Here is a 16,595-nt window from a genome sequence, read left to right as displayed (position 1 = left end):
GGGTCGTCGGAGGCACCATCGAGCCGCACGGCGACCGGGGGACGGGCATTCTAGCCGTTCAGGGCCCATCCCCCAAGTCATGATGGTACCGAGAGCATGATGGTACCGAGAGCATGATGGTACCGAGAGCATGATGGTACCGAGAGCATGATGGTACCGAGAGTCGCGATGAGGTCGAAGGTCATGGTGGCGCGGGGACCTGCCGGATTCGCGACGCCCTGTGCAAGACGGATCACCGATAGGTGAGGCCGATCACGCGTCGCAGCTCATCCAGAGTATCGCGAACGGTGTCCCGGGCACGCTCGGCACCCTCGGTCATCATGGTACGTACCTTGCCATGCTCGCCTTCCAGCGCCTCGGCGCGATCGCGGATCGGCGTCAGGGTGGCATCGATATGCTCGACCAGACAGCCCTTGCAGTCCAGGCAGCCGATACTGGCCTCACGACAGCCTGCGGCCGCCCACTTGCGGTCCGCTTCGGGAGTGAAGCTTTCATGCAGACTCCACAGCGGGCAACGCTCAGGGTCGCCCGGATCACTGCGCCGCACCCGCGCGGGGTCGGTGGGCATCTCGCGCACGCTGGCGCCTATCTCGGCACGCCCACTGCGCAGGAAGATGGCCTCCTCATGCGACGATAGCCGGGTCTTGAGTTCCATGCCCAGCAGCGGCTGGCTGTCCCCCTGCCAGTGTTCCGGCTCACCGAGGATGCGCCGCCCGCCGCCTTCCAGATAGCCGAGCAGGCGCTCCTGCTGATTGCGGTTGAGCTTGCTGGTCTCGGCCAGCAGTCCACGCGCGCGCTCGAAGGCCTCGAGATCCCCCTCTTCCTGATAGTCACTCAGCCATTCGCGATACAGGCGACCACTCTTCTTGCCGAGCCGCGCGATGGCCCGCTCCGCCTGCTCCTCGAAGCCGGCGTCGCGTCCGTAACGATGGTTGAAGCGCCTCGCCACCTCGCGGGTGAACTCGATGTGCGCGCGCTGTTCCGGTCCGGCGGGCACGACCTCGCCCCGCAGCGCCAGGATGTCGGCCGCCTGCATCAGAGGGGCACCCAACATCGCGAAACTGGCCCCCTGCTGCTCACCGAGTCCCGCCACCATCTCACGATAGCTGGGCAGACGCTCCAGCCATGCCTTGGGCGTCACGCTGGACAGGATCATGTGCACGTCGGTCAGCTCCGGCACCCACGACTGGATGAACAGGGTGGCGACCTTGGGGTTGATCCCACAGGCAAGGCAATCGATGACCATGGCCCAGCTGTACTGCTCGATTTCATGGGGCGCATGCCCACTGACCGCCAGCGCGTTCCAGTCGGCGATCAGAAAATAGGCATCGTGGTGGTACTGCAGCTCGGTCCAGCGTCGGATCACGGCATGATAGTGTCCGAGCGTCAGGTGTCCGCTGGGGCGTAAGCCGGACACCAGCCTGGCCGAGGTATCGGTGGCACTCACCTTGTGAGTTCTCCCTGAAACGTATGAAGCGGCCAGTCTACCAATCCCGGCCCCCGATCAGCATCCCCGTGACGTCGTGTCTCGTACGGGAGGCGTCATGCTCTGCGTCACGCAGACGACTCACCCCGCCGCGATGCCGGTGCGATAGCGCCCGGCGTAATCGAACAGCTTGTCACGGATCTGCCAGTAGCGGCCGCTCTTGCGCCCGATGACGAAGTCAGGGGCCTTGAGGCGCTCCTCGCCGGCCAATACCTCGGCGATGTCCTTCGGCGCCCAGTCACTGCCCGGCGCCCGCAGGTGCCGGGCGAGAAAGCTCAGGCGAAAGGCATGGCGCTGAGCGGACGTCTCGAGCGCGAACCACTCGGACAGATCGGTGCCATCCTCGTCGTAATAGGTCACCTTCAAGCGTGGCAGACCGCGCCCGTTGCGCGTCTCCTCCAGCTGCCAGCCACTGACGCGCAGCACCCGTGCATCACGCAGCTTGAGCGCATCGCGCAGCTTGTCATCCGGGTCCACCAGCCGCGCCTGACAGGCGTGACAATGGCGCGCGGCGATGTCATTGGCCTCGCCACACTGCGGACAGGCCTTGGCGCGATAGCGGAAATCACACTGCACCAGCGGCTTGCCCTCGCCGTCGGGCGACTCCACCAGCCCCTGACAACGCCGCCCGAAGTGCTCCACCACCAGCTCCCCATCCTTGCGCCCCCAGAACAGATTGGCATTGCCGCACACGGGACACTCGACCTGCACGATCTCGGTATCCCCTGCCGGTTTGGGGGTAGCGACTTCCGGCGCGTAGAGATCCCAGGGATTGCCGGCGTAATCGAGAATCAGGCAGTCCGTCTTGCCGGGACTCAGGCGTAGCCCACGCCCGACGATCTGCTGATAGAGACTGACGGACTCGGTGGGCCGCAGGATGGCGATCAGGTCCACGTGCGGGGCATCGAAGCCGGTGGTGAGCACCGCCACGTTGACCAGATACTTGAGCTGCTGCGCCTTGAAGGCATGGATCAGGCGCTCGCGCTCATCGCCGGGCGTCTCACCGGTGATCAACGCCGCCTCACCCTCGGGCAGGAGCCCCGTGACCTCCTCGGCATGCTCGACGGTGGAACAGAACACCATCACCCCACGTCGCTCGCGTGCCTGGGAGACGATATCCAGCACGATGCCTGGCGTCGCGCGTGAGCCCTGCACCACCTCGTTGAGCTCGGCTTCCTGGAAGCTGCCGCCGATCCCCGGTGCCAGCTGCGAGAAGTCATAGCGCGCCACGGCGACATCGACACGCCGCGGCTCGCTCAAAAAGCCCTGGCGCACCATCAGGCGCAACGGTTGCTCGAACACGCAGTCACGGAAGAAGCAGTCGTCATCACCGCGCACCATGCCGTGATAATGACGATGGAAGATGAAGCCCTGCCCGAGGCGATACGGCGTCGCCGTCAGCCCCAGCACCTTGAGGCGTGGATTTTGCTCACGCAGATGATGGATGACCTTGCGATAGCTGGCGTCCTTCTCCAGCGAGACCCGGTGACACTCGTCGATCACCAGCAGCGTGAACGCACCTGTCTGCTCACCTGGCGTGAAGGCCGCGAGATTGCGTACCACCGACTGCACCGAGCCGAACACCACCTGACGCGCGGCCTGCTTGCGCTTGAGGCCGGCACTGAAGATGTCGGCCTCCTTGCCATAGGATTCGTACTTGGCGTGATTCTGCTCGACCAGCTCGCGCACATGCGCCAGCACCAGCACGCGCCCGCGCGCGATACGCGCAAGCTCCGCGATCACCAGTGACTTGCCGCTACCGGTGGGTAGCACGACCACCGCCGCCTCGTCACTCTTGCGGAAATGCTCCACGGTGCGCCGGACGGCTTCCTGCTGATAGGGACGTAGCTCAAACATGCCGGCTGTTCCCTGCAAGGACACGTGGGCCGGCCATGGGCAGCGGCATGATCAGAAAGAGTGGTGCAGACATGAGAGCTCGCCGGGTCACGGAAAAGGGGCACAGGTTGAGGGGCAATGGCCGCCCATGAGGGGTGAGGCAGCCATCCACCTGCAGAAGACCCATTATCCTGATCCCGCCCCCGGCGGTAAAGCGACCGGGTGTGGATAACCCGAATGAAGGTCAGGTGCGCTCAGAAGCGCGGCGTGCGACCTTCAAGCCTGGCGCCAACACATTCCATGTGCTCCGGCTGGCCGAGCAAGCCGGATTGCAGCCTGGCCTCCAGGGCAAGTGCCTCGCCCTCCGGTGCCGCCAGCGCCTCGGCATACAGCCGGGTGATGCAGCGAATCGCCCTGGGAGAACGTGTCGCGATCTCCCGCGCCAGCGCCAATGCCTCTTCCCGCGGATTGGAGACCAGGCGCGTCACGAGCCCGGCTTCCTGGGCCTCGCGGGCGGCAACCTTGCGGCCGCTCCAGCTCAGTTCATGCAACCAGTCAGGACGCACTCCACGTGCCGTGACGCTGATGCCCATGTCAGGAATGATGCCCCAGTCGATCTCGAGCACCGCCAGGCGCGCATCCGGATCACACAGTCGGACATCCGCCCCCAGCGCGATCTGCAGCCCGCCCCCGAAGACATTGCCCTGCAGGGCCGCGATCACCGGTACGCCGGCATCCCGCCAGCCCAGTGCCAGCTGCTGAACGGTATTGCGCTCAGGCGTGCAGCCATTGGCCCCCGCGACGAGCAACTGCGGCACCCGCGATGCCTCTCTCATGATGGCGGCCATGTCGAGCCCCGCGCAGAAACTGGCGCCTTCTCCGGACAGCACGATGGCTCGCAGCCCTCCCTCCTCGGCACGTGCCCGCAACTCTGCCTGGGCACCGAGGATGGCATCGATCATCGCCCAGTCGAGTCCATTGTGCTTGTCGGGTCGATTGAGGCGCACATCGGCGACATGCTCATTGATCATCACTGTCACGCGGCGTGCGGACGGGCACTTTGCGGCATCACTCATGGCGGCTCCCTCGAACGGCGAATGAAACGGCGGTCAGCGATTGCTCACGAGACACGACGGGCAGCCAATGCCCATGTCGACATCAGGTATCTGCGAGGCAAATGACAGATAGCGCAATCTCGAGGTCCAGTGTGGCTGTCCGCACGCCATCATGAAACGGTCGTTTGGTCGCAGAGGGGCCACACCCGGCCAATCGACATCGCAAGGCACCCTCTTGCATGACGTCTATTCGCGCTTGGCACCCGAGACGTCTGCCAGCGAGCGTGACTGGAAGCTGTCCGCCTGAGCCATCGCCCACACGCGGCGATAGAAGGGGAAATCGTCCGCTTCCTTGAGCAAGGCGCCGGGCGTCAGGAAGGGGTGCAGGTGCGAGAACAGACGCACCTCATTCTCCGACACGCGATGCACGAGATGGTCCGGAGTGATCTGCCACGGCGTCGAGAGCCCCGAGGCCGCGATGATTTCCGCCAGCGCATGCAGGGTGTTGTGATGGAAGTGCCGGACCTGCTCGGCCTTGTCTTCCACCACCAGCGACTTCTGTCGCAAATCATCCTGGGTGGCGATGCCCGTCGGACACTTGTTGGTATGACAGCTCAGCGACTGGATGCAGCCCAGGGCGAACATGTAACCGCGCGCGGCATTGACCCAATCCGCCCCCAAGGCCAGCACGCAGGCGATATCGAAGGCACTGATGATCTTGCCACTGGCGCCGATGCGCACGTCATCACGCAGCCCCGCGCCCACCAGGGTGTTGTGGACGAACAGCAGCCCTTCGCGCAGCGGTGTCCCGAGGTGATCGGTGAATTCCGTCGGCGCGGCTCCGGTGCCGCCCTCGCTGCCATCCACCACGATGAAGTCCGGCACGATTCCCGTTTCGCGCATTGCCTTGACGATGGCCATGAACTCCCAGGGCTGGCCCAGACACATCTTGAACCCGACCGGCTTGCCGCCGGACAGCTCTCTCAGCCGCTGGATGAACTCCAGCAACTCGACAGGGGTACTGAAGGCGCTGTGACTGGCCGGTGAGATGCAGTCCTCGCCCATCGGAATGTCACGCGTCTCGGCGATCTCGCGGCTGATCTTGCTGGCTGGCAGCACACCGCCATGCCCCGGCTTGGCTCCCTGGCTCAGCTTGATCTCGATCATCTTCACTTGCTCGCTGGCCGCCTGACGGGCGAACTTCTCGGCATCGAAGTCCCCCTTCGCGGTGCGGCAGCCGAAATAGCCACTGCCCAGCTCCCAGATCAGATCGCCGGCGAATTCCCGATGGTAGGGGCTGATGCTGCCCTCGCCGGTATCGTGCGCGAATCCTCCCAGCATCGCGCCCTTGTTGAGCGCACGGATGGCATTGCCACTCAGCGAACCGAAACTCATCGCCGAGATGTTGAACAGCGAGGCACTGTAGGGCTGCGCACACTGCGTATTGCCGATCGTCAGACGGAAGTCACGAAAGTCAGGCACTTCGGAGGTCTGCATCGAGTGTCCGATGAATTCGTAACTGTCGGAGTAGACATCCAGCAAGGTACCGAAGGGCTGCGAGGAATTGCGCTGGCGTCCGCGGGCATAGACCAGCTCACGTTGCTTGTGGGAGAACGGTAGCTGGTCGGTATCCGACTCGAACAGGTACTGACGCATCTCCGGACGCAGCGCCTTGAACAGATAGCGCATGTTGCCGATCACCGGGTAGTTGCGCCGCACGGCGTAATCCGACTGCCGCATGTCGTTGATGCCGACGGCGACCAACAGCAGAAAGATCACGGCCAGCGGCCACACCCAGGGGGTCTGCATCGTCAGAAGCAGACAGACGAGAGCCCCCAGCACACAGAGCAGAAAGACGGAATAACGCGGCAACAGCGACCATTTCAGCTTCATCACGACATCCTTGTAATGTGTCAGGCAGGGATTCGTGCCCCAGACCTCGAGGCATCCCCCACCTTAAGCCACCCGGCGTCCGACACCCAGCTCCCGACGTGGAACGCCACGTTGAGGGAGCCAGATGCCGCCAGCCAATCGGCTCGCGCGTCAGTCAGAACGCAAGACGCCCCCATGGCGTTCACCATGGGGGCGTCGGTCAGGCAATCATCACCTGTGCATTGCGCGCTCTCGCGGGATCAATCGACCCAACGACGTGCATTGCGGAACATGCGCAACCAGGCGCCATCCTGCTCCCAGTCATCCGGACGCCAGGAGTTGGTGACGGCGCGCGCCACACGCTCCGGGTGCGGCATCATGATGGTGACGCGCCCGTCGTTGGTGGTGAGACCGGTGATACCGGACGGCGAGCCGTTCGGGTTGGCCGGATAACGCGTGGTGGTCTGGCCGTAGTTGTCGACGTAGCGCAGTGCCACCTGGCCGCTGCTCTGCATCTTGCGCAGGTGAGCGCTGTCGCGGAACTCGGCACGCCCTTCACCATGCGCGATGGCGATCGGCAGGCGCGAGCCTTCCATGCCATCGAGGAACAGCGAGGCACTCTTCTCGACCTCGACCATCGCGACACGCGCCTCGAACTGCTCGGACTCGTTGCGCACGAAGCGCGGCCAGGCCTCGGCCCCCGGGATCAGCTCCTTGAGCTGGGAGAGCATCTGGCAACCGTTGCAGACGCCCAGCGCGAAGCTGTCGTCACGCTGGAAGAAGCGCTCGAACTGTTCACGCGCACGCGCATTGAACAGCACCGACTTGGCCCAGCCGCCGCCGGCGCCCAGCACGTCACCGTAGGAGAAGCCGCCACAGGCGACCAGACCCCGCATGGTGTCCAGATCGACACGTCCTTCAAGGATGTCGCTCATGTGGACGTCCACCGCCTCGAAGCCGGCGCGGTCGAAGCTTGCCGCCATCTCGAGCTGACCATTGACGCCCTGCTCACGCAGGATCGCCATGCGCGGACGTGCACCGGTGTTCAGGTACGGCGCCGCGATGTCCTCGTTGACGTCGAAGGTGGCCTGGACGGAGAGGCCCGGATCACGCACGTCGTTGATGGACTCGAATTCGCTCTTGGCACAATCGGCGTTGTCACGCGCGGCCTGCATGCGATAGCTGGTCTCGGCCCACAGACGCTCGGCACTGGCACGCGTGGTGGAGAGCAGGTTCTGGCCCAGCAGCGTGATGTTGATCTGCTCATCATGACGCGGCGTGGCGATCACGCCACTGTGCTCGAGACCCACGGCCTTGAGCTCGGCGAGAATGGACTCGGTGTGCTCGCGACGCACCTGCACCACGGCACCCAGCTCTTCCGCGAACAGCGCGCCGGTGGCCTGACCCGGCTCGGCGGCGGTCCAGTCGAGGGAGATGTCGAGACCGACACGCCCCGCGAAGGACATTTCCATCAGGGTGGTCAACAGGCCACCGTCGCTGCGGTCGTGATAGGCCAGCAGCTTGCCTTCGACATTGAAGCGCTGGATGGCCTCGAAGAAGTGCTTGAGGTCTTCCGGCTTGGCAAGATCCGGCGCGTCATTGCCGACCTGTCCATAGACCTGCGCCAGCGCGGAGCCACCGAGACGGTGAGCGCCATGGCCGAGATCGATCAGGATCAGGTCCGTCTCCACGGCCTCGCCATTCAGCGTGCGACGCAGCTGCGGCGTGAGGGTACGCATGGCGTCGGTGACCGGCGCGAAGCCTGTCATCACCAGCGACAGCGGCGCGGTGATCGACTTGTCTTCGCCGTTCTCGTCCTGCCAGGCGGTACGCATGGACATCGAGTCCTTGCCGACCGGAATGGTCAGATCCAGCGCCGGGCACAGTTCCATGCCGACGGCGTGGACGGCATCAAACAGCGCCTGATTCTCGCCGGTGTGATCGGCAGCGCTCATCCAGTTGGCGGAGAGCTTGATGTCAGACAGCTTGGCGATCGGCGCGGCAGCGAGGTTGGTGATCACCTCGGCCACGGCCAGACGCGCGGAGGCGGCCGGCGAGATCAGCGCGACCGGCGTGCGCTCGCCCATCGCCATCGCTTCACCGACGTGGCTGTCGAGGGAGCTGGTGGTGACGGCGCAATCCGCCACCGGTACCTGCCACGGACCGACCATCTGGTCACGCGCGACCATGCCGGTGATCGAGCGGTCACCGATGGTGATCAGGAATTTCTTGGAGGCGACGGTGGGCAGCTGCAGCACACGGGTCATCGCTTCACGCGGGTCGAGGTTGTCCAGTGCCAGTGCCGGCAGTTCCAGCGCCTGACGCTCGAAGCTGCGTGACATCTTGGGCGGCTTGCCGAACAGCACGTCCATCGGCAGGTCGACCGGACGCGTATCGAAGTGACCGTCCTTGACGATCAGCTCGTGCTCTTCCAGTGCTTCCCCGACCACGGCGTAGAGGCAGCGCTCACGCTCGCACAGCGCTTCGAAGGTGGCCAGATTCTCCGGCGCCACCGCCAGCACGTAGCGCTCCTGGGATTCGTTGCACCAGATTTCCAGCGGGCTCATGCCGGATTCGGCGCTCGGCACGGCGCGCAGATCGAACAGACCACCGCGACCGCCATCCTTGACCAGCTCCGGCAGTGCGTTGGACAGACCGCCCGCGCCGACATCGTGGATGAAGCAGATCGGGTTCTTGTCATCCAGCGCCCAGCAGCGATCGATGACTTCCTGCACGCGACGCTCCATCTCGGCGTTGTCACGCTGCACGGAGGCGAAGTCGAGGTCTTCGCTGGAGCTGCCGGAGGCCATGGAAGAGGCGGCACCGCCACCCAGACCGATCAGCATCGCCGGGCCACCCATCACGATCAGCTTGGCACCGACCGGAATGTCGCCCTTCTCGACGTGCTGGCTGCGGATGTTGCCGTAGCCGCCCGCCAGCATGATCGGCTTGTGATAGCCGCGACGCTCGATGCCACCGGCGCCGAAGGCATCCTGCTCATAGGTACGGAAGTAGCCGTTGAGGTTGGGGCGGCCGAATTCGTTGTTGAAGGCAGCGCCACCGATCGGACCTTCGAGCATGATGTCGTAGGCGGTCTTGATGCGCTCCGGCTTGCCGTAGTCGTGCTCCCACGGCTGTTCGAAGCCCGGGATACGCAGGTTGGAGACGCTGAAGCCGGTCAGACCCGCTTTCGGCTTGGAGCCGACACCGGTCGCGCCTTCATCACGAATCTCGCCACCGGCACCGGTCGCGGCGCCCGGATAGGGGGCGATGGCGGTCGGGTGGTTGTGAGTCTCGACCTTCATCAGGATGTTGATCGGTTCCTGATGGTAGGTATAGATGTGACCTTCGCCTGTCGGGAAGTAACGCCCGGCGGTCGGGCCTGCCATGACGGCGGCATTGTCACTGTAGGCGGACAGCACGCCATCCGGATGATGCTGGTAGGTGTTCTTGATCATCTTGAACAGCGAGTGCGACTGCGCTTCGCCGTCGATGGTCCAGTCCGCATTGAAGATCTTGTGGCGGCAATGCTCGGAGTTCGCCTGGGCGAACATCATCAGTTCGATGTCGGCAGGATTGCGGCCCAGAGTCTTGAAGGACTCGACCAGATAATCGATCTCGTCATCCGCCAGTGCCAGGCCCAGAGAGCCATTGGCCTGCACCAGTGCGTCACGACCACCGCCGAGGATGTCGACATGAGCAAGCTTTGCCGGGGCCTGATGCTGGAAGAGGCGCGCCGCGTCCTGAGTACGCGTCAGCACCGTTTCGGTCATGCGGTCGTGCAGGCGGGAAGACAGCGTGGCGAAGAGTTCTTCGCTCAGAGGGGCGTCGAGCTTGATGCGATAGGCGATGCCACGTTCGAGGCGGCGGACTTGCGGGAGACCACAGTTGGCAGCGATGTCGGTGGCCTTGGAAGACCAGGGCGACAGCGTGCCGAGGCGGGGAACGACGAGGAAGAGATGACCTTCGGGAGAGCTCTCGTCGCGACTGGGGCCGTAGTCCAGCAGACGCTCGAGCGTGGTCCGGTCGGTACTGCTCAGTTCACCATCGACCTCGGCCAGATGCAGGTACTCGGCATGAAGGGATTCCACCTCCGGCACCAGCTCGCGCAATGCAGCCAGTAGACGGGAGTGACGGAAGGCGGAAAGGGCAGGCGCGCCTCGCAGTTCGAGCATGGTCAGGGAAAGCCTCTGAAGCAGCGTGAACGGACAACCGCCGAGCGGCGGCAGCAAGCGCATATCATACGTGAAAGCCGCCCGTGAACGAAGCCCGACAGTCACATGCGTTGGATGACAGTGTGAAGCGCTGTCGGTATGGTGAAACCCCTGCCGTGAATGATGCTGACGCATGCTCAAGACCTCGCTTTCCTCCCTCATCACGCCCCTGCAAGCACTGCTGCGCCATTCGCGCCGGTGGCTTGCGCTCGTGGTGATGGCGCTGGCCCTGCTGTTGCCGGAAAAGACCCTGATCGCCCCGCCCTCCCGGCTTGACGATGTTCGCACGCGCGACTTCCTTCAGGTGGTGACTCGCAACAGCCCGACCACCTACTACCGTGGCCGTCAGGGCCCCACCGGTTTCGAGTATGAGCTGGCGCGAGACTTTGCCGACTACCTCGGCGTCAGCCTGTCGATGGATGCAGAACACAATATCGAATCCCTCACCCGAAGCGTGCGTGATGATCAGGCCGATTTTGCCGCCGCCACCCTCCCTCTTGACCTGTCAGAGCAGGGGCTGCGCTTCACTCGCCCGATTCTCGAACTGCAGGCGATGGTGGTCTATCGACGCGGAATGCAGCCGCCCAGAGAGCTTGAAGATCTGGTCGGCAAGCGGATCGGCGTCATCAAGGGAGCCGGTACCAGCCTGATTCTGCATGAGCTTCAACAGCAGCTTCCCGAGCTCAGCTGGAAGGAAACCGGCGAACTCGAGGTGGCCGACCTCCTGCAGCGCATCGAGGAAGACAGCCTGGACGTGGCGGTCGTCTACGCCCACCAGTTCAAGCTCAATCGGCTGTTCTTCCCCAATGTGGAGAACGGTTTCACCGTGGGGGACCCATTGACTCTGGCCTGGGCCTTCCCGGCGCAAGGAGATATCTCCTTGCTGAGCGCTGCCAACGATTTTCTCGAGACACGCAGCGAGGACGGCACCCTGGACCAGCTGGTCGACCAGTACTTCGGGCATGATGACTATCTGGAATATGTGGGCGCGCGTACCTTCATCCGCCAGGCACGAGAGCGGCTCCCGCGCTACATCGATACCTTCAAGCAAGCCGCTCGCGATACCGGCATCGATTGGAAACTGCTGGCGGCGGTGGGGTACCAGGAATCCCATTGGCAACCGAAAGCGACGTCACCTACCGGGGTACGTGGGCTGATGATGCTGACCAACGCCACCGCCCGCGAGATGAACGTGGCCAATCGTTTGGACCCCGTCCAGAGTATCGATGGCGGGTCACGCTATCTTGTGAGTATAAAGGGACGTCTTCCCGAAGGAATTCAGGAGCCGGACCGGACCTGGATGACATTGGCAGCCTACAATGTCGGTCTCGGGCACCTGCTGGATGCCAGGCGCATCGTGCGCATGAAGGGTGGCAACCCCGACCACTGGAAGGATGTGCGCGAGGCGCTGCCTCTGCTGCAGAAACGCCAATGGTATCAACAGGTACGTTATGGCTATGCCCGCGGTGGTGAGCCTGTCATCTATGTACGCAACATCCGGCGGTATTATGAAATACTCAACTATGTTTACCGCAGTCAGCAGCAGTTCTATCAGCTGAATGAGCGCCAGATAACCGATGATGAAGGGGACAACAATCCCTTCGATACCGTCCCCCCGATCCTGTGATCCATGAACAAGGTAGTGGGAAACCTGTCGGCGACTCGTGACAGGCGAGAAAAGCGCGCACGGGGCGTGGTGCATCAGGAGCTTCTAAGGACAGGGAATGACACGCAGATTCATCTTGATGTTGCTTGGCCTGCTTGCCTTCGGCGTCGCCTTGCTGGGCCTCTGGCCTCGCGCCGGCCACGAAGCCAATGCACTGCTGTTGATCATGCTGACATTGCAGGCGGCAGGACAGACTGCGTGGCACTGGCGCAACCTGTTCCTCAGTCCACTGTTTCTCGGCATGTCCCTGCTCATCAACCTGGTGCTTACCTGCACCTTTCTCTTGCCGGAAAGCTGGGTCGGTGTCGATCATTGGGGCGCGTTGCTGACCGCCCTGCCCGGTGACTGGCATGTCGCCAACATTCGCCCTCCGATTCTGATTCTGCTGGCATGCCTGGGGCTCAACTGCTGTTCTCTCTTGCGGATGCGCCTGGGCTTCGGCGCCACGATACAGCTGGCGCAGACGACTCTCATACTGATCTTCGCCATCATCGCCGACCCGAGTCTCTCCGTGGCCAGCATGCCGCTGGTAGGGGTGGAGCGAACCACGCTGCTTGCCTTCCTGGGCTTGCTTCTGGCTGCACAATGGCTAGATCTGCTGCCAGCGCTCACTCGCATGTGGCGACGCAACGTGCTGCCCCTGGCCATCTCTGCCTCCATCACGCTCGTCTGTCTTCTGGCGTGGCAACAGCAGACCAAGGATGAGAACAACCGCATCAACCAGGCGACCTATGTACTGGGCGACAAGATCGCGACACAGCTCTCACGCGAGATCGATGATCAACTCAATGCCATGCGGCGCTTCGCCGGCTTCTGGAGCCTGATGGGGCAGACACCTTCACGGGGTGAATGGCAACGTCTGGCACGAAATTATTACAATGATTTCAATTACTTCCAGAATATCGCCTTCATTGATCCCGACAGCGTGGTGACTCTGGTATTCCCCGACAAGGGCGGCAACCATGATCTGCTGGGCGTGAGGCTATTTGATGCCCAGCCAGATACTCCCCTGCGCAATCCGCTGGAGCTGGGCATTGAAGGCCACACCGGCATCATCGATCTCCTGCAGGGCGGCAAGGGCATGGTGTCCTACCTGCCTGTGCGCAATCCGCGTGATGGCGACATCCTCGGCGCCATCGCCATGGTGGTAGATCTGGCACCGCTGCTGGACCAGGCACTGGATGCCGCCCGCAATGATGCCTTTGCCATCACGTTGTCAGAACGCAGCAATGTCTACATTCATGTAGGCCCGGAAAGCCGTCTTGCTCCCTGGGGGCATCGAATCCCCATCGAACTTCCCGCCACGGACCTGACGCTGGGCTTGCAGCCGACGCAGCATTACCTCGCAGCAAGCCGTGGCCGCCTGCCAGAAGTCACGCTCCTGACCGGCATCATGCTCTCGTATCTGCTCTTCCTGGTGGTCTACATGTACCGCCGCGTCTCCCAGGAGCATGGCATCGTCAAGCAAGCCAACGATGCCCTGAAGGAAGAGATGACGCGCCGAGAGCGACTGCAGAACGAGATACAATGGCTGGCACGTCATGATGAGCTGACCCAGCTCCCCAATCGCCGTTATTTCCTCGAGCAGGTGCAGACCTTCAATGGCCAGATGCCACTGACGGTGATGATACTGGACATCGATTTCTTCAAATCGATCAACGACAAGCTGGGGCACCTCGAGGGCGATCGCTATCTGCAGAAGATAGCCTCGGTATCGCGAGCGCCTGTCGAGGCAGCGGGAGGGATTCTGGCACGTTTCGGCGGCGAGGAATTCGTCGTCTGCATCCCCGAATGCCCTCGTGCTGTCGGCCGGACGCTCGCGGAAGAGCTGCGTCGTGCCGTACAGGCGGCAGGTCTCCCCCAGCCTGCCACGGACAGTGTCGTCACCGTCTCGGTTGGCATGGCCTGCGTGGCCAGAGCACCTCTGCGACTGGAAGCACTGCTCCAGGCGGCGGATGAGGCGCTGTATCGCGCCAAGTCCAGTGGGCGCAATCAGGTCCAGGTCGCCGCCTGAAGCCTCATGCTCCCTTGAAGCACCGGCTTCATCGCAGGGTCATGGCAAGCGCCGAGTCAGGGTGACGCATCGGTTGGCAACGCGGCAGCGCGCCGCTCGGCAAAGAACTGCTTGAGCAGGCGTTTCGCCTGGGCAGCCAGCACCCCACCTTCTATCTGTACCTGATGGTTATGCCACGGCTGCACGAAGAGGTTGGCCCGAGACTCCACCATCCCCGTCTTCGGCTCAGCGGCACCATATACCACGCGCGCCACACGGGCATGGATCAGGGCGCCACTGCACATCATGCAGGGCTCGAGGGTGACATAGAGCGTGCAGTCATCAAGCCGATAGTTGCCAAGCCTGGCCGCTGCTGAACGCAGTGCCTGAATCTCGGCGTGTGCCGTCGGATCCGGAGTCCCCACCGGGGCATTGAACCCGCTCCCGATGATCTCCCCCTGTGGGTTCACCACGACGGCCCCCACCGGCACCTCTCCGGCCTCCAATGCCAGCCGCGCCTGATCCAGGGCGCGGTGCATGTAGTACTGATCCTTGCGAGGCATCGCCGCCTCAGACCTCACGCTCTCGTCGCTCACCGTCATTCTCCGGTATCCTGATGTCATTGGCGCAAGCGACATGATACCGACTAATGCCAACCCGCTCATTTGCTCGTATCAAAGCCGCTTGCCGTGACTCTTTTTCCTGAAGGATGGGACGATGACCGACGCTTCACCGACACCGCTTGAATCACTCGTCACCTTGCTGGGGCTGGAAACTCTGGAAGAGAACCTCTTCCGGGGTCACAGCCAGGATCTCGGCTTTCCACAACTGTTCGGGGGGCAGGTACTTGGCCAAGCGTTGTCCGCCGCGACACGCACCGTCCCCTCGGAACGGAAGGTGCATTCGCTGCATGGCTACTTTCTTCGCCCGGGGGATGCTCACAAGCCAGTCGTCTACCAGGTCGATGGCGTACGTGATGGCGGCAGCTTCACGACCCGACGCATCAGCGCCATCCAGAACGGCAAGACCATCTTCTTCTGCAGCGCCTCCTTCCATGGCAAGGAAGAGGGCTTCACGCATCAGCTCGCCATGCCCGATATCGAATCCCCTGAGCAGTTGATCGAACAGGGGGCACGCATCGAGTGTTACGAGGGCCATCCCATCGAGTTCCTGCGCATGAAGGCCCCGGATACGACAAGCGAGGGCGCGTCATCAGCGCCACCTCGTCAGCGCCTCTGGTTCCGTCTTTCAGGCGAGCTGCCGGAAGATGATGCTCTGCACCGTTATCTCCTGACCTACAGCTCCGACTTCAACCTGCTGGCCACTGCGCTGGGAGGACACGGTGTACGCTTCGGCTCCCCGGAGCTGCAGATGGCCAGCCTGGATCACTCACTCTGGTTCCACCAGGATGTTCGCGTCAACGACTGGTTGCTGTACGAGATGGATAGCCCATGGGCAGGCGGTGCTCGCAGCTTCTCGCGCGGCAGCCTCTACAATCGCCATGGCGAATTGGTCGCGTCAAGCGCTCAGGAAGGGCTGACGCGCCTGCGCCAACGCTCCTGAACGATCGATGGAACGACGATGCCCCTCTTGAGAAGCACTCTTGAGGGGCATCGTTTGTTCTGACTTGCAGCCAAGGGGTCGTGCTGCAACCACCGCCATTGCCACGAGATGCAGATCACTTCAGTGCCGTTCGGACCCGCGTACAGTTCTCGTCCCGATAACGCTGCTTGTAGTCATTGCGCTGAGACTGCCAACTACGCATCTGGCCTGAAGACCCGCCGCCACGACGCATGCCAGTATAATATTCGATCTTGTTCTTGATGAACTGGCAACGTTTTATCTTCTCTTCACGCTCACCAGCAGATGCCACCTCTGAAGCCATCAGACCTATCAAGAGCACCATCAACCCTGCCAGCAATGACCTTGATGGGATAAATGAAAAGTACCTCGACATGCCGCCTCCTTGCGCTTGTTCATGAGTCGTCCCGTGCATGGTATTCAATGACATCGCAGTCATCGATCATGTTCTGCAGTAGAAAGAATATCCCCCGAGAACGTGGAATGCCTGCCCATGAGACTGATCATCAGCAGAGTACTGCCGTACTTCACCCTCCGCACTGATCAATAAACAAGGAAGCCGCTATCACGGAAATGATAGCGGCTTCTTGAGTCAATGTTTCAGCGGGCTTCGCTTATCCATGGCCCTCTCTCGCACAACCTTCTGAGAGCGCAACTTTCTCACGCACAAAGAGAACCGCCCTTGCAGCTGGGCTGCAGGGGCGGTTCAGTATAAGTGCCTGACGATGACCTACTCTCACATGGAGAAACTCCACACTACCATCGGCGCTAAGCGGTTTCACTTCCGAGTTCGGCATGGGATCGGGTGGTTCACGCTCGCTATGGTCGTCAGGCGAAACGGTGGCATCTTGCGATGCCTGAGTCTCGAGGCTTGTGGCCTCGCAACTCGCAA

Annotated in this window: 10 protein-coding genes and 1 rRNA gene; 3 read left to right on the top strand and 8 right to left on the bottom strand. The window is 62.6% G+C overall.

Translation table 11 applies throughout. From position 1 onward, the window contains the following. Positions 1-232: 232 nt before the first annotated feature. The 5 genes from BFX80_RS02360 to purL all read right to left on the bottom strand — a co-directional run bounded on the left by BFX80_RS02360 (position 233) and on the right by purL (position 10,424). Entirely contained in the window at positions 233-1,447 is a 1,215-nt protein-coding gene (locus BFX80_RS02360; RefSeq protein ID WP_167592962.1) for a nucleotidyl transferase family protein, read from the bottom strand. A 120-nt stretch (positions 1,448-1,567) separates the two neighbouring features. Continuing rightward, entirely contained in the window at positions 1,568-3,343 is a 1,776-nt protein-coding gene (locus tag BFX80_RS02355; protein WP_084207879.1) for a DEAD/DEAH box helicase, read from the bottom strand. A 233-nt stretch (positions 3,344-3,576) separates the two neighbouring features. Further along, positions 3,577-4,398, bottom strand: coding sequence for a crotonase/enoyl-CoA hydratase family protein (locus BFX80_RS02350; RefSeq protein ID WP_084207878.1), 822 nt, complete (start codon positions 4,396-4,398; stop codon positions 3,577-3,579). A 225-nt stretch (positions 4,399-4,623) separates the two neighbouring features. Next, positions 4,624-6,270: an FMN-binding glutamate synthase family protein gene (locus BFX80_RS02345; protein WP_084207877.1), complete on the bottom strand. Its 1,647-nt coding sequence runs from the start codon at positions 6,268-6,270 to the stop codon at positions 4,624-4,626. A 239-nt stretch (positions 6,271-6,509) separates the two neighbouring features. Beyond that, complete coding sequence (gene purL, locus BFX80_RS02340; RefSeq protein WP_077380230.1) at positions 6,510-10,424, bottom strand: phosphoribosylformylglycinamidine synthase; 3,915 nt, start codon at positions 10,422-10,424, stop codon at positions 6,510-6,512. 172 nt (positions 10,425-10,596) lie between these two features. Here purL and mltF point away from each other — a divergent pair, with 172 nt between their 5' ends. Both mltF and BFX80_RS02330 read left to right on the top strand, forming a co-directional pair. After that, the gene (mltF, locus tag BFX80_RS02335; RefSeq protein ID WP_077380190.1) at positions 10,597-12,090 is read left to right on the top strand and encodes a membrane-bound lytic murein transglycosylase MltF; all 1,494 of its coding nucleotides are present in this window, start codon (positions 10,597-10,599) and stop codon (positions 12,088-12,090) included. Positions 12,091-12,187: 97 nt separating this feature from the next. Next, positions 12,188-14,143, top strand: a complete 1,956-nt coding sequence (locus BFX80_RS02330; protein WP_077380192.1) for a GGDEF domain-containing protein — start codon at positions 12,188-12,190, stop codon at positions 14,141-14,143. Between the two features lie 56 nt (positions 14,144-14,199). Here the strand turns inward: BFX80_RS02330 and tadA are convergent, their stop codons facing one another. Then, positions 14,200-14,685, bottom strand: coding sequence for a tRNA adenosine(34) deaminase TadA (gene tadA, locus BFX80_RS02325; protein ID WP_083730713.1), 486 nt, complete (start codon positions 14,683-14,685; stop codon positions 14,200-14,202). Positions 14,686-14,839: 154 nt separating this feature from the next. Here tadA and BFX80_RS02320 point away from each other — a divergent pair, with 154 nt between their 5' ends. Further along, positions 14,840-15,685, top strand: coding sequence for an acyl-CoA thioesterase (locus BFX80_RS02320; protein ID WP_084207876.1), 846 nt, complete (start codon positions 14,840-14,842; stop codon positions 15,683-15,685). A 115-nt stretch (positions 15,686-15,800) separates the two neighbouring features. Here the strand turns inward: BFX80_RS02320 and BFX80_RS02315 are convergent, their stop codons facing one another. Continuing rightward, on the bottom strand, positions 15,801-16,133 hold the full coding sequence (locus BFX80_RS02315) for a hypothetical protein (RefSeq protein ID WP_157109421.1): 333 nt from the start codon (positions 16,131-16,133) through the stop codon (positions 15,801-15,803). A gap of 287 nt (positions 16,134-16,420) precedes the next feature. Continuing rightward, positions 16,421-16,536: ribosomal RNA gene (gene rrf / locus BFX80_RS02310) — 5S ribosomal RNA — on the bottom strand. Positions 16,537-16,595: the final 59 nt, after the last annotated feature.

Source organism: Cobetia marina (genome assembly GCF_001720485.1).
Lineage (GTDB): Bacteria > Pseudomonadota > Gammaproteobacteria > Pseudomonadales > Halomonadaceae > Cobetia > Cobetia marina.
The sequence above is the reverse complement of the archived record's forward strand: the minus strand, read 5'-3'. Positions and strand labels throughout refer to the sequence as shown.

What these genes read in the sequence shown, in the direction of transcription:
- BFX80_RS02355 (WP_084207879.1), bottom strand. Translation starts at nt 3,343, where the DNA reads ATGTTTGAGCTACGTCCCTATCAGCAGGAAGCCGTCCGGCGCACCGTG.
- BFX80_RS02350 (WP_084207878.1), bottom strand. Translation starts at nt 4,398, where the DNA reads ATGAGTGATGCCGCAAAGTGCCCGTCCGCACGCCGCGTGACAGTGATG.
- BFX80_RS02345 (WP_084207877.1), bottom strand. Translation starts at nt 6,270, where the DNA reads ATGAAGCTGAAATGGTCGCTGTTGCCGCGTTATTCCGTCTTTCTGCTC.
- purL (WP_077380230.1), bottom strand. Translation starts at nt 10,424, where the DNA reads ATGCTCGAACTGCGAGGCGCGCCTGCCCTTTCCGCCTTCCGTCACTCC.
- mltF (WP_077380190.1), top strand. Translation starts at nt 10,597, where the DNA reads ATGCTCAAGACCTCGCTTTCCTCCCTCATCACGCCCCTGCAAGCACTG.
- BFX80_RS02330 (WP_077380192.1), top strand. Translation starts at nt 12,188, where the DNA reads ATGACACGCAGATTCATCTTGATGTTGCTTGGCCTGCTTGCCTTCGGC.
- tadA (WP_083730713.1), bottom strand. Translation starts at nt 14,685, where the DNA reads ATGCCTCGCAAGGATCAGTACTACATGCACCGCGCCCTGGATCAGGCG.
- BFX80_RS02320 (WP_084207876.1), top strand. Translation starts at nt 14,840, where the DNA reads ATGACCGACGCTTCACCGACACCGCTTGAATCACTCGTCACCTTGCTG.
- BFX80_RS02315 (WP_157109421.1), bottom strand. Translation starts at nt 16,133, where the DNA reads ATGTCATTGAATACCATGCACGGGACGACTCATGAACAAGCGCAAGGA.